The organism is Pseudarthrobacter sp. LMD1-1-1.1 (assembly GCF_040676255.1).
In the GTDB taxonomy this organism is placed as follows: Bacteria; Actinomycetota; Actinomycetes; order Actinomycetales; family Micrococcaceae; genus Arthrobacter.
In genome coordinates this window covers 908,445-925,534 of the sequence record NZ_JBEGHP010000012.1, presented here as the reverse complement: position 1 = coordinate 925,534, position 17,090 = coordinate 908,445, and the positions used below count along the sequence as shown (strand labels likewise).

At 69.1% G+C, this 17,090-nt stretch carries 14 protein-coding genes; 9 read left to right on the top strand and 5 right to left on the bottom strand.

From position 1 onward, the window contains the following. The first annotated feature begins 32 nt into the window (after nt 1-32). Both MRBLMD1_RS09940 and MRBLMD1_RS09935 read left to right on the top strand, forming a co-directional pair. Nucleotides 33-1,748 (top strand): thiamine pyrophosphate-dependent enzyme, encoded by a 1,716-nt coding sequence (locus tag MRBLMD1_RS09940; RefSeq protein WP_364399143.1) that lies wholly within the window; start codon nt 33-35, stop codon nt 1,746-1,748. Nucleotides 1,749-1,945: 197 nt separating this feature from the next. After that, entirely contained in the window at nt 1,946-2,590 is a 645-nt protein-coding gene (locus MRBLMD1_RS09935) for an NADPH-dependent F420 reductase (protein ID WP_275180950.1), read from the top strand. Between the two features lie 78 nt (nt 2,591-2,668). On the opposite strand, the gene MRBLMD1_RS09930 is transcribed toward MRBLMD1_RS09935, so the two are convergent. Next, nucleotides 2,669-3,016 (bottom strand): hypothetical protein, encoded by a 348-nt coding sequence (locus MRBLMD1_RS09930; protein ID WP_159633338.1) that lies wholly within the window; start codon nt 3,014-3,016, stop codon nt 2,669-2,671. Nucleotides 3,017-3,101: 85 nt separating this feature from the next. Between MRBLMD1_RS09930 and MRBLMD1_RS09925 the strand changes: the two genes are divergently transcribed. The 5 genes from MRBLMD1_RS09925 to MRBLMD1_RS09905 all read left to right on the top strand — a co-directional run bounded on the left by MRBLMD1_RS09925 (nt 3,102) and on the right by MRBLMD1_RS09905 (nt 11,895). Next, entirely contained in the window at nt 3,102-3,284 is a 183-nt protein-coding gene (locus MRBLMD1_RS09925; RefSeq protein WP_364399140.1) for a hypothetical protein, read from the top strand. Between the two features lie 89 nt (nt 3,285-3,373). Further along, nucleotides 3,374-4,030, top strand: a complete 657-nt coding sequence (locus MRBLMD1_RS09920; RefSeq protein WP_364399138.1) for a DUF4232 domain-containing protein — start codon at nt 3,374-3,376, stop codon at nt 4,028-4,030. A gap of 235 nt (nt 4,031-4,265) precedes the next feature. After that, nucleotides 4,266-5,816, top strand: a complete 1,551-nt coding sequence (locus tag MRBLMD1_RS09915; protein ID WP_364399136.1) for an FAD-dependent oxidoreductase — start codon at nt 4,266-4,268, stop codon at nt 5,814-5,816. A gap of 126 nt (nt 5,817-5,942) precedes the next feature. Further along, nucleotides 5,943-11,072, top strand: a complete 5,130-nt coding sequence (locus MRBLMD1_RS09910; protein ID WP_364399134.1) for a DNA glycosylase AlkZ-like family protein — start codon at nt 5,943-5,945, stop codon at nt 11,070-11,072. Next, complete coding sequence (locus tag MRBLMD1_RS09905) at nt 11,065-11,895, top strand: Fpg/Nei family DNA glycosylase (protein ID WP_224024813.1); 831 nt, start codon at nt 11,065-11,067, stop codon at nt 11,893-11,895. The genes MRBLMD1_RS09910 and MRBLMD1_RS09905 overlap by 8 nt, the downstream gene beginning before the upstream one ends. An 18-nt stretch (nt 11,896-11,913) precedes the next feature. Here MRBLMD1_RS09905 and MRBLMD1_RS09900 read toward each other — a convergent pair whose 3' ends face one another. After that, nucleotides 11,914-12,534 (bottom strand): YczE/YyaS/YitT family protein, encoded by a 621-nt coding sequence (locus MRBLMD1_RS09900; RefSeq protein WP_364399132.1) that lies wholly within the window; start codon nt 12,532-12,534, stop codon nt 11,914-11,916. A gap of 60 nt (nt 12,535-12,594) precedes the next feature. Here MRBLMD1_RS09900 and MRBLMD1_RS09895 point away from each other — a divergent pair, with 60 nt between their 5' ends. Further along, nucleotides 12,595-14,091, top strand: coding sequence for a PLP-dependent aminotransferase family protein (locus tag MRBLMD1_RS09895; RefSeq protein WP_364399130.1), 1,497 nt, complete (start codon nt 12,595-12,597; stop codon nt 14,089-14,091). A 42-nt stretch (nt 14,092-14,133) separates the two neighbouring features. On the opposite strand, the gene MRBLMD1_RS09890 is transcribed toward MRBLMD1_RS09895, so the two are convergent. After that, nucleotides 14,134-14,826 carry an SRPBCC family protein gene (locus MRBLMD1_RS09890; protein ID WP_364399128.1) on the bottom strand — a complete coding sequence of 231 codons (693 nt, stop codon included), beginning with the start codon at nt 14,824-14,826 and terminating at the stop codon, nt 14,134-14,136. After that, nucleotides 14,823-15,458: a winged helix-turn-helix domain-containing protein gene (locus MRBLMD1_RS09885; protein ID WP_275180958.1), complete on the bottom strand. Its 636-nt coding sequence runs from the start codon at nt 15,456-15,458 to the stop codon at nt 14,823-14,825. The genes MRBLMD1_RS09890 and MRBLMD1_RS09885 overlap by 4 nt, the downstream gene beginning before the upstream one ends. Nucleotides 15,459-15,575: 117 nt before the next feature. Here MRBLMD1_RS09885 and MRBLMD1_RS09880 point away from each other — a divergent pair, with 117 nt between their 5' ends. Further along, nucleotides 15,576-16,568: an RluA family pseudouridine synthase gene (locus MRBLMD1_RS09880; RefSeq protein WP_364399336.1), complete on the top strand. Its 993-nt coding sequence runs from the start codon at nt 15,576-15,578 to the stop codon at nt 16,566-16,568. Here MRBLMD1_RS09880 and MRBLMD1_RS09875 read toward each other — a convergent pair. Then, entirely contained in the window at nt 16,540-17,070 is a 531-nt protein-coding gene (locus MRBLMD1_RS09875) for an O-acetyl-ADP-ribose deacetylase (RefSeq protein WP_364399126.1), read from the bottom strand. The genes MRBLMD1_RS09880 and MRBLMD1_RS09875 overlap by 29 nt on opposite strands. Nucleotides 17,071-17,090 lie beyond the last annotated feature (20 nt).

Below are 17,090 nucleotides of genomic sequence, written 5' to 3'. Positions count from 1 at the left end.
ACGCCTGCAACCCTCCGAGCTGAAGAAAGACCATGACACCAGAGCCGCAGCCCACCCTGACCACCTCCCGTCCCCAGCCCGCCGCCGTCGTCCACCACCAGGACCGTGTGGCGCCCGCCCTCAAATCCGCCGGGCACGTCATCGTCGATTCGCTGGTGGCCCACGGCGTGGAACGCACCTACGTGGTTCCCGGCGAGAGCTTCCTCGACGTGCTGGACGGCCTGCACCAGTCCAGCATCGAAACCATCGTCTGCCGGCATGAGGGCGGCGCTGCGTACATGGCGGAGGCGGACGGCAAGATGCAGCAGCGCCCGGGCGTCGCGATGGTCACCCGGGGGCCGGGGGCCGCGAACGCGCATGTGGGCCTGCACACCGCCTGGCAGGACTCCACCCCCATGCTGCTCTTCGTGGGCCTGATCCCGTTTGCCCACCGGGACCGTGAAGCGTTCCAGGAATTCGACATCAAGTCCTGGTTCGATACCGGCGCCAAGCGCGTCATGGTCCTGGACCATCCGGAGCGGGCCTCCGAAATCGTGGCCGAGGCCATGTTTGCGGCGATGAGCGGACGGCCCGGGCCCGTGGTTGTCGGCTTGCCGGAGGACGTGATCCGGCAGCAGGTCAGCCCGGTTCTCCACCCCGCCATACCCGTAGCCGCTGGGGGCCTGAGCGGTACGGACTCCGCGGCGCTGAAGGCGGCCCTGGCCGAGTCCAGCAAGCCGCTCTTCGTCACCGGCGGCAACGACTGGACGCAGGAGGCAGCCGGGCAGCTCACCGCCTGGCTGGAGCGGCACCACATCCCGGCCGCCGCGGAATGGCGCACGCAGGGGACGGTGTCCTTTGATTCGCCGTCCTACGTGGGGCCCATCGGGTACGGCCGGCCGCGCCCCACGTATGACCTCCTGGAGGAGACCGACCTCCTGGTGTTCGTGGGCACGGTGCCGGGAGATGTGATCACTGACGGATTCGTGTGCCGCCAGGACTGGAGCAAGAAGAACTTCCTGGTGACGGCGGACCCGTCGCTGCGGGGGCGGTCCGGACCCGTGTCACGGCAGATCCTGGCCAAACCGGACGCGTTCGTCCGCGACCTGGCGGGCATTGACCTGCCGGTCAAGGAGGAGTGGAAGGACTGGACGGCGAGGATGCGGGGAGAGCAGGAAAGCTTCGCGGCGCTCCCTTCCGCGGTGCCGGCTCCGGGCCAGGCGAGGATGGACACCCTGATGGCCAACCTGGTGCCCCGTCTTCCCGGGGACGCGATGGTGACGTTCGGGGCCGGGGAACACACCAACTGGGCCCACCGGTATTTCCCCACCCGCCGGTACGCGTCCATGATCAGCGCCCGCAACGGCTCCATGGGGTACTCAGTACCGTCCGCGATCGCCGCTTCCCTGGCTGAGCCCGCGCGGCGGGTGGTGACCATCGCGGGGGACGGCGAGTTCCTCATGAACGGGCAGGAACTCGCCACCGCCGCCCAGTACGGTGCAACGCCCCTGGTGGTGGTCATGGACAACCAGGAGTACGGCACCATCCGCACGCACCAGGAACGGCACTACCCGCAGCGCGTGTCCGGAACGCAGTTGAAGAACCCGGATTTTGCGCTGATGGCCAGGGCTTTCGGCGGCTTCGGCATCACCGTCACGGAGGACCGGGACGTGCCGGCCGCCCTGGATGCAGCGTTGGCGGCCATCGACGATGACGGGATGTTTGCCCTTATCCACCTCATCGTGGAGCAGCGCGTCAAGGCGTACTGAGGCAACGTGCCGCTGATGCGGCAGGCTCCATCCGGTGACGCGGACGACGGCGGGACCTCCCGCCGTCGTCCGTTTGGGTTTAATTGCCGGTCGGCGGAATAGAACGGCAACTGCTGTAGTTGAAGCTTCAAGTAAGGGCATTTCAACGAAGGACTGCAGTGAATTTCCTATCCCGCCTCTTTGGAAAGAAGAACATCATGACTGACATCACCATCATTGGCACCGGCAACATGGCCCGCGGACTTGCAGCCCGCGCCGTCGCCGGAGGCAACAGTGTCCAGATCCTGGCCCACGGGGACAAGGCCAAGGCCGACGCCCTGGCCGCGGAATTCACAGGCCAGGTGAGCACGGGCGTGCTGGGCGACGCCATCACCGGTTCCATCGTCATTCCGGCGGTATACTTCGACGCCGCCAAGGACATCGTGGCCCGCTACGGCGACAGCCTCGACGGCAAGGTGTATGTGGACATCACCAACCCGGTGGACTTCTCCACCTTTGAAGGCCTCTCCGTTCCCGCCGGCAGCTCCGCCGCGGAAGAACTGCAGAAGACCACCGGAGCCAAAGTGGTCAAGGCGTTCAACACCACCTTCGCCGCCGCATTGGGTGCGGGCAAGGTGGCCGGCCAGCCGCTGGACGTCCTGGTTGCCGGCGACGATGACGACGCTGTCGCCGCCGTGGCCGCCTTCGCTTCTGCCGCCGGCCTGACCCCCATCATGGTGGGACCGCTCCGCCGCGCACGGCAGCTGGAACAGACCGGTTTCCTGAACATCCTGCTCTCAGCCAATGAGCAGCTGCCGCAGTTCCAGTGGAACTCTGCCCTGAGGTTCGTTCCCGCGGCGTAGCCGGGAAGGTATGCAGCTGGAAGACAAAGGGAAGGCCGGCACGAATGTGCCGGCCTTCCCTTTGTCGCTTTCCCCAGGCTACAGCCGGTCCGTCCGGTCCTCGCCGCCCTTGTGGCCGGCCCCGCGGAGGTTCTCCTGGACCTTTCCGAACAGGTCCTTGATGGTGGATTCCGCGTTGGAAATGACGTCCACCGGCACGTAAACCTCATGGGTTACGGGCAGATCGTATTCGTCCTTCAGGTGGGTGCCGTTTCCCACTCCCGCCAGGGACAGGTAGACCATGGCTTCCGTCCGTGCGATGCCTGCGAGCTTCCCGAAGACGACGGTGAACTCGTTCGGCTGGAAGCTGATTGTCTGCCCAATATGGCTGCGGCCCAGTTCACCGGCGTGAACGACCTTCTCCGACTGGCTTCCGGTGTAGTCCATGAACTTCTCCTTCGATCGCCAACACGTACGCTGGCAGTCTAACGCCGCCCTCAACGCCGTCACAGGCCCGGAGAGCTTCCGGACAGTGCCGCGCAACCCTGCACTTCCCGACGCCGCCGACCTGCGAAAGCGGCCAAGCGGACTGATATCCCAGGTCGCCGCCGACGGCCAGGACCCGCACGACCTGAAGGCTCCCGCACCCTCGATCACCCCCACTGCCGCGGCGGCCGGTGACGCGGCAACCGGCAACCAGTTACGACGCATTTGATGCCCGGATCATCACGATCCGGGCATCAAATTGCTGCCAGTGCATGCCGCATCGTTGACGTGGGCAACGGCTACCGCGAAGGTGGTGCCATGAGGTCTCAGAAAATTTCCCAGGGGTTTGCCATGACGACGGCGATAGCAGCGTCAGCACTGCTGCTCACCGCATGTGGTCCAAGCCAGCCGCAGTCCCAGACGACCACGTCGCCCGCCACCGGGCAGGCCAGCCAGTCCCCCACGGGAACGGCGTCCACGCCGCCTCCGGCATCGTCGGCGCCCGCCAGCTCCACCCCGGCCTCCCCCGCCCCCGGCACCACGGCGGCAGGGGAACCCGGCCTGTGCAAGGCGGCAGGGCTCACCGCCGCCACCGATGCATCCGGCGGCGGCGCGGCAGGCAGTGTCTACATGAAGCTCAACCTCACCAACAAGGGTGCCGACCCCTGCATCCTCCGGGGATACGCCGGCGTCTCCCTGGTGGCGGACGCCGCCGGAGCCCCCATCGGCGCACCGGCCACGCGGGACGATTCGGCCGGCGTCGTGGACGTCCTCCTGGCTCCCGGCCAGACCGGCACCGCCGTCCTCCGCTACACGCAGGCCCGCAACTACCAGGGCTGCATGGTCGTGGACGCCGCCGGTTACCGGATCTACCCGCCGGAGGACACCGACTCACTGTTCATCCCGAAGCCCACCACGGCCTGCAGCAACGCCGAAATCACCCTGCTCAGCATCGGGGCATTCCAGCCCGCCTGACCGCTTTGCCCCGCAGGAAGGCCCCGTGACACAAAGGCGGCCCGGCTATCAAGCCGGGCCGCCTTTGCGTCCGGTTGGGCCGGCGTCAGCAGTGCCCAGGAGCAGGGGGACGAAGTCGTGCTTAAGCCCCAATATCATAAGTACACTTAGCAAATACGCCGCGGATAGCAGGGGTGCATAACGGACCCATCACGAAGCTTGTGAGGGTTGTGGACCGAAGGCAGGTTGGACTGGCATGACGTCGATTTGGCTGGAGCGCAGGGCTCCCTTTGCCTCTGATCCGTTCGAACCGGATTCCAGGTACGACACCGTGGTGGCGGGTGCAGGGCTCACCGGGCTGGTCACCGCCCTGCTGCTGGCCAGGTCCGGGCAAAGCGTGCTGGTACTGGAGGCCCGCTCCCCAGGCGCCGTGACCACCGGCAACACCACCGCCAAGGTAAGCCTGCTGCAGGGCACGTTCCTGTCCCAGCTCGCCCGCCAGTATTCGCAGAAACAGGTGCAGGCGTACGTGGACGGAAACCGGGAGGGGCAGGCGTGGCTGCTGCGCTACCTGACGGAACAAAACGTGCCCTTCCAGCGCCGCACCGCCTACACCTACGCCGCGTCCGCCCAGGGCACCGAGAAGCTGCGGGAAGAGATCAGCGCCGCCGGCACCGCGGGACTGGACGTGGACTACGTGCGCGACGCCGGCCTGCCGTTTCCCGTCCACGGCGCCGTCCGCCTGCGTGACCAGGCCCAGATCAACCCGATGGGTGTCCTCGACGCGCTGGTGGCGGACATCCGGAGCCGGGGCGGGCGCATCGTCAGCGGCGTGCGGCTTCGCGACGTCACCGGGGACGCGCCCTCCGCCGTCCGGACCGACCGGGGCAGTGTCAGGGCGGACAAGGTAGTGCTCGCCACCGGTATCCCGGTCCTGGACCGCGGCCTCTATTTCGCCAAGCTGAAGCCAGACCGTTCGTACGCGGCAGCGCTGGAACTGCAGGAGGACCAGGCGCCGCCGCCGGGCATGTACATTTCCGTCGAACAGCCCACCCATTCGCTCCGCGACTACGAGGTGGGCGGGAAGAACCTGCTGCTCGTGGGCGGGCACGGCCATCACGTGGGCAGGACGGACTCCGAGAAGGCGCACCTCGCCGGGCTGCTGGACTGGGCGGGAAAGCATTACCCCGGCGCTGCCACCACCCACACGTGGTCCGCGCAGGACTACATGCCCACCAACCTCATGCCGTTTTTCGGCAAGCTCCCCCGGGGCAAGGGCCAGATCTACTTCGGCACCGGCTACAACAAGTGGGGAATGACCAACGCCGTCGCCGCAGCGCTGGGCATATCGGCTGACATCCTTGGCGGCCAGGTGCCGTGGGCTGACACCATCCACCACCGCGTCACGTCACCGGCCGGCGCGTTCTCCGCCGTCGCGCTGAACGCCGGTGTGGCAGCCAGGCTGGCCTCTGACTGGGGGAAGGTGGCCGCCGAGGGCCGCAGGCTCGATGGCTTGAAGCGGGGCAAGGACCGGGCTTCCTGGCCCGCTCCCGGGGAGCCGGCCACTGCCCCGGCCGAAGGCCAGGGCAAGGTCTACCGCGACGGCAATCGGCCGGTGGCAGTGTCCACCGTTGGTGGAAGCACCTGCAGGTTGTCCGGGGTCTGCACCCACTTGGGCGGCATCCTGCACTGGAACGACAATGAACAGACGTGGGACTGCCCCCTCCACGGCTCGCGCTTCACGAACGAGGGCACGCTTCTTGAGGGCCCTGCCACCAAGGACCTGCCGCAGGCTGGGACGGCGTGAGCAGGGCTGCGTTACGCGGGACATCAGTAAGCGGCATCCTGGGTTGGATCAGGCCGGTTTCTGCTGGGGGCGGAGCCGGGGCCAAACGCGGAGTTGGGTGTCGGTGCCTTGGGGCATGATGGAGGCATGAACCAGGAACAGCGTCCTGCCGGCGGTAGCGCCTCCGGTACGGCTGCGCCCATGGGCCAGTTCAGCCGGCCCACCCGGGACTGGTTCCTCGGCGCGTTTTCGGAGCCCACGCCGGCGCAGGCCGGGGCCTGGAACGCCATCTCCTCCGGCTCGCATGCGCTGGTGGTGGCTCCCACCGGCTCTGGAAAAACCCTCGCGGCCTTCCTCTGGGCGCTGGACCGGCTGCTGGTCTCAGCGTCCCACGCCCCTGAGCCTGCCGCTGCGGAGGTGCCCGCGAAAGGCAAGCGCGCCCGGGCGCCCAAGCGTAAGACCCGAGTCCTCTATATTTCGCCGCTGAAGGCGTTGGGTGTGGACGTGGAACGGAACCTCCGGTCCCCGCTGATCGGTATCACGCAGACCGCAAAGCGGCTTGGGCTTCCCGCCCCGCTGATCACCGTGGGGGTCCGGTCCGGGGATACTCCCGCAGCGGAGCGCCGCGGGCTGCTGAGCAACCCGCCGGACATCCTCATCACCACCCCCGAATCGCTGTTCCTCATGCTCACGTCAAAGGCCCGGGAGACCCTGGCCGAGGTGGACACCATCATCATCGACGAGGTCCACGCCGTGGCCGGCACCAAGCGTGGAGCACACCTTGCCGTATCACTGGAACGGCTGGACGCGCTCCTGCCCAAGCCTGCACAGCGCATCGGGCTTTCCGCCACGGTGGAGCCCCGGGAACTCGTGGCGCAGTTCCTTGCGGGTTCGGCTCCCGTGGAGATCGTCGCGCCGCCGGCCCGGAAGAACTGGGACCTGACGGTCTCCGTCCCGGTGGAGGACATGTCGGACCTGCAGGGCGCCGCCGGTGCCTTCGATTCCGGTCCCGCGTCCGGGCTCCAGCCGCAGGCGTCCATCTGGCCGCATGTGGAGGAAAAGATCGTGGACCTGGTCCTGGCCAACCAGTCCACCATCGTCTTCGCCAACTCCCGGCGCCTCGCCGAACGCCTCACCGCCCGGCTCAACGAGATCTACGCAGAGCGCCAGCTGGTTGCCGTGGGCGGCGGCTGGGACGGACCCGGCCCGGAAGGGCAGGCGGCCGCGCCCGGCACTGCGGATGGACCGGCGTCGGGCATTCCCGCGTCAACCGCCACACCGGCCCACATGATGGCCCAGGCCGGAAGCTCCGCCGGCGCGGACCCCGTACTGGCCCGCGCCCACCACGGTTCCGTGTCGAAGGACCAGCGCGCGCTCATCGAGGACGACCTCAAGTCCGGACGGCTGCGGTGCGTGGTGGCAACGTCGTCCCTGGAGTTGGGCATCGACATGGGCGCCGTGGACCTGGTGGTCCAGGTGGAGTCGCCACCCTCGGTGGCCAGCGGCCTGCAGCGGGTGGGCCGCGCCGGTCACCAGGTGGGCGAAATCTCCCAGGGCGTCCTCTTCCCCAAGCACCGCGCTGACCTGGTCCACACGGCCATCACGGTGGAGCGCATGCTGGACGGCAAGATCGAGCGGCTCAGCATCCCTGCCAACCCACTGGACATCCTGGCGCAGCAGACCGTGGCTGCCACGGCGCTGGGCAGCATCGACGTGGAGGAGTGGTTCAGCACCGTCCGGCGCTCGGCGCCCTTCGCGTCCCTCCCCCGGTCGGCCTTCGAGGCCACCCTTGACCTGCTCGCGGGGCGGTACCCGTCCGACGAATTCGCCGAGCTCCGGCCAAGGATCATCTGGGACCGCAACGCCGGTACCATCGAGGGCCGGCCGGGAGCCCAGCGCCTGGCCGTGACGTCCGGCGGCACCATCCCGGACCGCGGCCTGTTCGGCGTCTACATCATCGGCACTGAACAGGAGGGCTCGGCTTCCCCCTCCGAGGACGGCAAACCGGCGCGCGCACCCAAGGGCGGCCGCCGCGTGGGCGAGCTGGACGAGGAAATGGTCTACGAGTCACGGGTGGGCGACGTCTTTGCCCTGGGTGCCACCAGCTGGAAGATCGAGGACATCACGCACGACCGCGTCCTGGTCTCCCCCGCGTTCGGGCAGCCCGGCAAGCTGCCGTTCTGGAAGGGTGATTCCCTGGGCCGGCCGGTGGACCTGGGCCGCGCGCTGGGCGCGTTTGTCCGCGAACTGTCCGCGTCCGACGCCGGCCCTGCCACCGAACGCTGCAAGGCCAGCGGCCTGGACGACTTCGCCGCCAACAACCTCATCCAGTACCTCACCGAGCAGAAACAGGCCACCGAGGTGGTTCCCAGCGACACCACGCTGGTGGTGGAACGCTTCCACGACGAACTGGGCGACTGGCGCGTCATCCTGCACAGTCCGTTCGGCATGCCGGTGCACGCGCCGTGGGCCCTGGCCGTGGGGCAGCGGCTCCACCAGCGCTACGGCCTGGACGGCTCGGCCATGGCGGCCGACGACGGCATCGTGCTGCGGGTTCCCATGATGGAGGACGAGCCGCCGGGCGCGGAGCTGTTCCTCTTCGATCCCGAGGAACTGGAACAGATTGTCACGGCCGAGGTAGGCGGCAGCGCCCTGTTCGCCTCCCGCTTCCGCGAGTGCGCCGCACGTGCGCTCCTGCTGCCCCGCCAGACCCCCGGCAAACGCCAGCCCCTGTGGCAGCAGCGCCAGCGGTCCGCGCAACTGCTGGACGTGGCCAGGAAATACCCCACCTTCCCCATCGTGCTGGAGACCGTGCGCGAATGCCTCCAGGACGTCTACGACCTGCCGGCATTGAAGGACATCGCCGCGTCCGTGGAGCGGCGCGAACTGCGGATCGTGCAGACCACCACGCAGCAGCCCTCGCCATTCGCCAAGTCCCTCCTCTTTGGCTACGTGGCACAGTTCCTGTACGAGGGCGATTCCCCGCTCGCGGAGCGGCGTGCCGCCGCCCTGGCGCTGGACTCCACGCTCCTCAACGAGCTGCTGGGCCGGGTGGAGCTGCGCGAACTCCTGGACGCCAAGGTCATCGACGCCACCGAACGCGAGCTGCAGCGCCTTGCCCCGGACCGCCGTGCCCGCGGCATGGAAGGCATGGCGGACCTGCTGCGGCTGCTGGGCCCGCTGGATCCGGAGGAGGCCGCTTTGCGGCTGGAACCTGCCGAAAGCCCGGTGGTTGAGGCCGCCGAACCCGCGGTCAATGAGTCCGCCGAACCGGTGGTTGAGCCCGTGGAGGCTCCACGCGCCGAAACCCCCTCCGCCACCGTGGCGGAAGCGGCAGCCCACCTGGCCGCCCTCCAGCGTGCCAACCGCGCCATCAAGGTCAACATCGGTGGCGTTGAACGTTTCGCGGCGGTGGAAGACGCAGCCCGCCTCCGCGACGCCATCGGCGTGCCGCTGCCCATGGGCGTCCCGCTGGCCTTCATTGAGCCGGTTGCCGATCCCCTGGGCGACCTCGTCTCCCGGTACGCCCGCACCCACGGCCCCTTCACCGCGGCGGAGGCAGCGGCCCGCCTGGGCCTGGGCGTGGCAGTAGTGGGCACCGCGCTGAAACGCCTTGCGGCCGACGGCCGCGTGGTGGAGGGCGAATTCCGGCCGCACGTCACCACACCAGGCGCCGCACACCCGGACTCCCCACCACAGGACGGGCCAAAGAACGGCGCCGCGCAGGAATCGGCCCGGGAGTCCGCGCAGGAATCCGGCCTTGAGGCCGGTACCCAGGCAACGGAGGAACTGCCCACCCCTGCGGCCGGCTCCCCTGCCGGCACCACGCACACCATTGCCAGCGAATGGTGCGACGCCGAGGTGCTGCGCAAGCTCCGCCGTCGTTCGCTGGCCGCCCTGCGCGCGGAAGTGGAGCCGGTGGATGCCGCCGCCTACGGACGCTTCCTGCCGGCATGGCAGCATGTCAGGACCCCGGGCGGTGGCCGCGGCCAGCCCTCGCTGCGGGGACTGGACGGCATCATCACCGCCATCGACCAGCTCTCGGGCGTGCCCGTTCCTGCCTCGGCCTGGGAACCCCTGGTGCTGGCCACGCGGGTGTCCAACTACCAGCCGGCCATGCTGGATGAACTGATGGCTGCCGGCGAGGTCCTGTGGTCCGGGGCCGGCGCACTTCCGGGGAATGACGGCTGGATCAGCCTTCACCTGGCGGACTCGGTGGAGCTGACGCTCAACCCATCACCCGAGTTTGAACCGGGGGACGCCGGCCAACGGCTCCTGGACCACCTGCGGAACAACGGCGGCGGGTACTTCTTCCGCCAGCTGACCGAGGTGGCCGGAGGCATGGACGCCGTCCTCAGCGACCAGGAAGTGGTGGCTGCGCTCTGGGACCTTGCCTGGGCCGGCAGGATCACCGGGGACACGTTCGCCCCTGTCCGGGCACTCATTGCCGGCGGCCACACAGCCCACCGCCAGGTGGCCCGCGCACCCCGGGCCAGGGCACCGCGGCTCAGCCGCCTGGGCCGTTCCCATGGCACCGGCCTGATGGGGTCCCCCGGGCTGGCCGGGGGCCGGTACGGATCGCAGGGGGCCTCCACTCCGCCCACCGCGGCGGGCCGCTGGTCTGCCCTGCCCGAGCCTGAACTCGATGCCACCATCCACGCCCGTGCCACCGCGGAACTGCTGCTGGACCGCTACGGCGTGGTCACCAGGGGCTCCGTCATGGCTGAGCAGATCCTCGGCGGCTTCGGACTCATGTACAAGGTGCTGGCACGGCTGGAGGAAGCCGGCCGCTGCCGCCGCGGCTACTTCATCGAGCACCTCGGCGCCGCCCAGTTCGCGGTGCCGGCCACCGTTGACCGGCTCCGTTCCTACTCGGAGGACACCCAGCTGGCCAAGGCCGAACCCGTGGCCCTGGCCCTCGCCGCCACCGATCCCGCCAACCCGTACGGTGCGGCCCTCCCCTGGCCGGCCCTGCAGACGGACGCCGGTACCGGCCACCGGCCCGGCCGGAAGGCAGGGGCCCTGGTTGTCCTGGTGGACGGTGCGCTGGTCCTCTACGTGGAGCGCGGCGGCAAGACCCTGCTGGCCTTCAGCGAAGACGACGCCGTCCTGGCGGCGGCAGGTGCGGCGCTGGTGGGTGTGGTGACGCGGGGAGCAGTGGACAAGCTGATCATGGAGAAGGTGAACGGGCACGGAATCCTGGACACCCCGGTCGCCGTCGCCCTCAGCTCCGCCGGCGCCTACTCCACGCCGAAGGGACTGCGGATCCGTGCCTGAGGGGGATTCCGTCTGGCGGGCCGCCCGCCAACTGCATGAAGCCCTGGCGGGCCAGACCCTGACTGCCTCGGACTTCCGCGTGCCCCGGTTCGCCACCCTGAACCTGTCCGGCTGGACCGTCGATGAGGTGATCCCCAGGGGCAAGCACCTGCTGATGCGGGTGGTCAGCCCGGAGGACAAGAGGCTGACCATCCACTCGCACCTGAAGATGGAAGGCGCCTGGCAGGTCTACCCGCCCGGCGGGAGGTGGCGCAAGCCGGGTTACACCGCCCGGTGCGTTCTGCGCACGGCCGTCGCTGACGCCGTCGGCTTCTCCCTCGGAATCGTAGAAGTGGTGGCCACCGCCAACGAGGATTCGATCGTTGGCTTCCTTGGCCCGGACCTGCTGGGCCCGGACTGGGACCCGGACGAAGCCGAACGCCGCATCAGGTCACGCCCCGAGGTTCCCATCGGCGTCGCGCTGCTGGACCAGCGGAACCTCGCAGGGATCGGAAACATCTACCGCTGCGAAGCGTGCTTCCTGTCGGGTGTGCATCCGGCCACTCCCGTATCGGACGTCGCGGACGTGCGGACCATGATCACAGACGCCAAGCAACTCCTGGAGGTCAACCTGGGTCCGGGGCGCCGCGTCACCATCCTCAACACCCGCGGGCTGCCGGTGGGCAGGATGGCCGGCAGGCCCGGCTACTGGGTGTACGGCGGAGAACGGCGGCCGTGCCTGAAATGCGGCACGCCCATCCAGCGTGGACTCCTGGGGAAGCCGAACGGCGAAGAGGAGCGGGACATCTATTTCTGCCCGAAGTGCCAGCCCCCGCCCGCCTGACGTGCTGCAGGGGTGAGGTCAACAGGTCGACGCGCTGGGTTCCTTGACGGTGCTGGACTGACTGGCCGCCACCATGAAGCGCGGCAGCAGGATATGGACCAGCGGACCGATCGCCAGGGCGTAGACCACGGTACCCACACCCACCGAGCCGCCCAGCAGCCAGCCGGCGGCCAGCACGGTGACCTCGATCAACGTGCGGGAGAACCTGACGGTCCATCCGGTGCGCCGGGCCAGCCCGGTCATCAGGCCGTCGCGGGCGCCTGGCCCAAAGCCGGCGCCGATGTAGAGGGCCGAGGCCACGGCGTTAACCAGTACGGCCCCTGCGAGGAGGCCAATCTGGGCGGCCAGGGGGGTTACCGGCGGGATCACGGCCAGCCCGATGTCCGCGAAGACGCCCACCAGAATGGCGTTGCACAGGGTTCCGAAGCCGGGCATCTGGCGCAGGGGGATCCACAGCAGCAGCACCAGGAAGCTCGCGGCGATCACCACCACGCCGATGCTCAGTCCGCTCCGGTTGGCCAGGCCCTGGTGGAACACGTCCCACGGGTCCAGGCCCAGGCCGGCGCGGATGAACATGGCCAGGGAGATGCCGTACATGGCGAGGCCGGTGAAGAGCTGGACAAGTCTGCGGGTCATCATGGAACCATGCTCGCAGCCAACTGGCATTGAATTACATATCCAGTCTGAAATACTGGCTACATGGCTGCCGCCCTTACCGCCCTCGCCCTGTCCCGTCTCCTTGGCCCGTGGAACACGGGCACCGGGCCCGCGTACCGCGAACTGGCTGATGTCGTGCGGCTGCTGATCCTGGATGGCCGCATCCCGCTGGATACCGCCCTGCCCAGCGAGCGTTCACTGTGCTCCACCCTGGCGGTCAGCCGGACCACCGTCACTGCGGCTTACGCCAGCCTCCGGGAGCAAGGCTTCCTGAGCAGCGGCCAGGGCAGCCGCGGCAAGACCCGCATCCCCGAACTGACCCCGTTCGGCCCGGCACTTTTCGGTCCGCAGCCGCCTTCCACCGGCCCGCTGGCAGCACCCGGACTCACCGCACCCGGGCTCACCGCGCCCGGAGGTTTGGTGGACCTGGCCTATTCGGCGCTGCCCGCCAGCGGGGAGGTGGTGCACCGGGCCTTCGCCGCGGCGCTGACGGAGCTACCGGCATTGCTTCCCGGGTTCGGCTATGACGCCCTGGGACTGCTGCCGCTGCGGCAGGCGGTGGCGGACCGTTACTCAGCGGCCGGCGTGCCGACACAACCGGGCCAGATCATGGTGACCTCCGGCGCCCAGCACGCCCTGACCATCATCATCCGCACCCTGGCGGACCGGCAGGACCGGATCCTGGTGGAGCACCCCAGCTACCCGCACGCGCTGGATGCCATCCGTTCCGCCCGGTGCCGCCCCGTGCCGGTGGCCTTCGCCGATTCCGGCTGGGACCTGCCCGCGATGGAAGCCGCCATGGTCCAGCAGCAGCCAAAACTCGCCTACCTGGTCCCGGACTTCCACAACCCCACCGGCATGATCATGCCCGATGCCCAGCGCCGCCGGCTGGCCCGCGCGGCCGCCGCGGCCGGAACCGTACTGGTGGCCGACGAAACCCTCCGTGACCTCAACCTCGACGGCGTTGCCACCACTCCCCTGGCGGGTTTCGGCAGCACCGTGGTGTCCATCGGATCACTGAGCAAGTCCCACTGGGGCGGGCTGCGCACCGGCTGGATCCGCGCCTCGGAGTCCATGATCCAGCGATTTGCCGCGGCCCGGACCACCCTGGACCTGGGCGGGCCCGTCATGGAACAGCTCGCGGCAGCACACCTGGTGCGGGCTCTGGAGGAGCCCCTGCCCGCCCTGTTACAGATGCTGCTCCGCAACAGGTCCACACTGCTCGGCCTCCTCGCGGAGCACCTTCCCACGTGGCAGGTGGCGCCGCCCGCCGGCGGCCTCTCCGTGTGGTGCCGGCTGCCCGGCCCCATCAGCACGGCCCTGACCGTCCTGGCCCCGGAATACGGCATCAGGCTGGCGGCCGGGCCCCGGTTCGGAATCGGCGGCGCATTTGAACGCAACCTGCGGCTGCCGTTCACCCTCCCGCCGGACAAGCTCGAAACGGCAGTCCTGGCGCTGCGGGCGGCCCAGGACCGGCTGGACGCCGCACCCCAGCTGCGGCGCTCACTGACCCAGGCTCCCGCCGTCGCCATCGCCTGACCAGCCGCTGACGGAACCGCCGGAACAGCCGGGAAGCGGGAGCTACCCGTACACGCGCTCCAGGAAGCCGCCCCAGGCCTTGGCGGTGGCCTCCGTGCCGCCGGCGCCGCTGAAATCGTGCACCGTCATGCCCACGGGGGCACCCCATGCGTTGCGGCCGAAGAACCGGTACAGCGCATCCTGGGTGCGGATGCCCAGGAAGTGCTCGTTCGCGAAGTCCACCTCGCCCGTAAGCCGCCCCACGCCGTCGAGCTCCACATCGACCGTGGCGCCCCGCTCCGCGGAACCGGCGCCCAGCGCGTCACGGAGGCGGGTGAAGCCGTCCGGTGTTTGGGATGCCGCCGGGGCCTGGATGTCGGTGAACACCACGGGGCGGCCGTCGAAGTACTGCAGGTACTGGCCCAGCGTGTGCAGGTAGAACTCGGTATGGCGGCTGGCGCCGTCGTACTGCTGGTCCCAGTTGTCCGCGAAGATGCCGCTGTGGACGTAGTGGAGCCGGGCGCGGCCGCCGTCCAGGGGCTCCAGCACGTGCTCCAGCTGGTTGAACCAGCCGTCCGGCCCCTCCATCCGCGACACCAGGTGGTGGGGGTATTCCTCAACGGTTTTGACTGCCGGCCATTGGTCCGTGGGGAACATCCAGGCCGGCGTTCCGTGGGTGACGGCTTCCCACACCCGCTCGGGGGTGCCGGGCAGTTCGGTGTCCTGGACGATCTCGAAGTCCCGTTTGTTGCTCATTTGTCCTGCTCCTTGCCTGCTGTTTCGTTGGTTGCCGTGACGGCATTGGTCTCTTTCAGGGCCGGGTGCAGCGCCACCACGAGCCGGTGCCGCCGCCCGCGGGATGATGCGCCGGCGTCGTGGTACTTGTCCACCAGCCGCGTGACCTCGACGCCGAGTTCCTCCGCGAACGCGGCCCTGTCAGCCGCCGTGCGGAAGGTGATCTCGCCGTCGATCGCAAACGTGGCCAGCTTCTGCCGGGCCGCGGCGGCGCCGGCGATGAGCTTTCCCACCTCCTGCACCATCCGGCCGGCGAGCGCCAGCAGCCAGAACGCCGAAAAGCGGTCCGCGAACCGGACTGGGTCCGGGGACACGGCGGCGAGCGCTGACGGCGAGATGAGGTAGGAAGCGGCGGTGGCCTGCAGGACCCGTTCGGTGACGTTGCCCTTGCGGCGCTCCTCCACGAGTTCCACCAGTCCGTGCCGCTCCAGCGCCTTGAGGTGGTAGTTCACTTTCTGCCGTGGCAGGCCGATCCGCACTGCCAGCTGCGTGGCCGAGGCCGGCTGGACCAGCTCCCGCAGGATCCGGGTACGGATGGGATCCAGGGATGCTTCGGCGGCTGCCGGGTCCTCGATGACTGCAATGTCCTGCATGCCTCCAGTGTGCCCACCGACAACTTTTCTTGTCAAGAACTTTTTTATGGTCGGAGGGCGTGGGCGGCCGGCAGCGGGCCAGACCGGCTAAACCAGCGCCGGTAGAATGGACCGGTGATGCAATCCCCCCTCCCCGTCCGCGACGGCGTCAATGCCACGCGCCTGCGCCTTCCGGAAGAGGGCCCGTGGGAGACCGCGATGGACTACATGATGCACCGCTGGGGCCACATCGACCCGCAGGGCATCGAGGACAGGTTCGACGCCGGCGAGATCGTTGGCGAGGGCGGCATCCCCCTGGACCGGGCCACGCCGCTGCAGGAGCACACCTTCATCTGGTACTACCGCACCCTGCCGCCGGAAACGCGGCTGCCGGTGGAACTGAGCATCCTGCACCAGGACCACCACCTGCTGGTGGTGGACAAGCCGCACTTCCTGCCCACCACGCCGGGCGGCACATACATCCAGGAATCCGCCCTGGTGCGCCTGCGGAACCAGCTGGACCTGCCGGACCTGATCCCCATGCACCGGCTGGACCGCATGACGGCCGGCGTGCTGCTCTTCTCCACCAACCCGCAGACCCGGGGCAAGTACCAGGTGCTCTTCGAGAAGCGTCAGGTGCAGAAGGAGTACGAGTGTGTGTCCGCCGCCGAGCCCACGCCGGGGCGCCCCGCCGTCGACTTTCCCGTGGTGGTCCGCAACCGGATGACCAAGTCCCGCAGCTACCTGCTGGCGGAGGTCGTGGACGGCGAACCGAACGCGGAGACCAGGATTGAGCGGCTGGAAACGTTCGACGTCGGCGCACCGGCAAGTGCCGACGGCACCGGCGTCACCGGTACAGGCGCCATCGGTACAGCTCAGCGCCTGGCCAGGTACCGGCTGGAGCCCCACACCGGCAAGACCCACCAGCTGCGGGTCCACATGGCCTCGCTGGGGCTGGGGATCGTGAACGACGCCTTCTACCCGGAGCTGCTGGACAAGGCCCCGGACGACTACGCCAGGCCGCTCCAGCTGCTGGCACGGGGCATCCGGTTCGTTGACCCGATCTCGGGAAAGCCCGTGGAATACCGCAGCAGCCTGGAGCTCAGCGAAGCGGTCCGAGCACGTCCCTGAACACCGCCTCCATCTCCGCGGTGTGCAGCACGAACTCCACCAGCTCCAGCCCGCTGGCCGGATGGGCGGTCCGGAACCCCGTCAGCGCCTCAAGCGCTGCCTGCGCCACGTGCGCGGCACTCCACCCGTAGGCTCCGCCGCTCACCGCGGGAAAGGCCACGTCCTGCGCCCCCAGGGTCTCGGCCAGCCGCAGGCTTTCGCTGAAGCAGGACACCAGGAGGACGCGGTTGGTCTGTCCTGCGTGCCGGTTGGGCCCCACTGTGTGGATCACCCATCGGGCCGGCAGCCGGAAGGCAGGTGTTGCCACGGCGGCTCCGGTCTGGAGGCCGTGCGGAAGTCCGGTGGCACGCAGCTCCCTGCATGCAGCGAGCAGTTCCGGCCCGGCCGCCCGGTGCAGCGCCCCGTCCACTCCCCCGCCGCCCAGCAACGAGGAGTTCGCAGCATTCACCACCACATCCACGCGCCGTTGCGTAATGTCGCCCCGCAGAACCGAGATCCGCATGCCGCCAGTTTCCCAAGTGC

Bases quoted from the DNA above. Each gene is read 5' to 3' on its own strand.
- MRBLMD1_RS09940 (WP_364399143.1), top strand. From the start codon at position 33: ATGACACCAGAGCCGCAGCCCACCCTGACCACCTCCCGTCCCCAGCCC.
- MRBLMD1_RS09935 (WP_275180950.1), top strand. From the start codon at position 1,946: ATGACTGACATCACCATCATTGGCACCGGCAACATGGCCCGCGGACTT.
- MRBLMD1_RS09930 (WP_159633338.1), bottom strand. From the start codon at position 3,016: ATGGACTACACCGGAAGCCAGTCGGAGAAGGTCGTTCACGCCGGTGAA.
- MRBLMD1_RS09920 (WP_364399138.1), top strand. From the start codon at position 3,374: ATGAGGTCTCAGAAAATTTCCCAGGGGTTTGCCATGACGACGGCGATA.
- MRBLMD1_RS09915 (WP_364399136.1), top strand. From the start codon at position 4,266: ATGACGTCGATTTGGCTGGAGCGCAGGGCTCCCTTTGCCTCTGATCCG.
- MRBLMD1_RS09910 (WP_364399134.1), top strand. From the start codon at position 5,943: ATGAACCAGGAACAGCGTCCTGCCGGCGGTAGCGCCTCCGGTACGGCT.
- MRBLMD1_RS09900 (WP_364399132.1), bottom strand. From the start codon at position 12,534: ATGATGACCCGCAGACTTGTCCAGCTCTTCACCGGCCTCGCCATGTAC.
- MRBLMD1_RS09895 (WP_364399130.1), top strand. From the start codon at position 12,595: ATGGCTGCCGCCCTTACCGCCCTCGCCCTGTCCCGTCTCCTTGGCCCG.
- MRBLMD1_RS09890 (WP_364399128.1), bottom strand. From the start codon at position 14,826: ATGAGCAACAAACGGGACTTCGAGATCGTCCAGGACACCGAACTGCCC.
- MRBLMD1_RS09885 (WP_275180958.1), bottom strand. From the start codon at position 15,458: ATGCAGGACATTGCAGTCATCGAGGACCCGGCAGCCGCCGAAGCATCC.
- MRBLMD1_RS09880 (WP_364399336.1), top strand. From the start codon at position 15,576: ATGCAATCCCCCCTCCCCGTCCGCGACGGCGTCAATGCCACGCGCCTG.
- MRBLMD1_RS09875 (WP_364399126.1), bottom strand. From the start codon at position 17,070: ATGCGGATCTCGGTTCTGCGGGGCGACATTACGCAACGGCGCGTGGAT.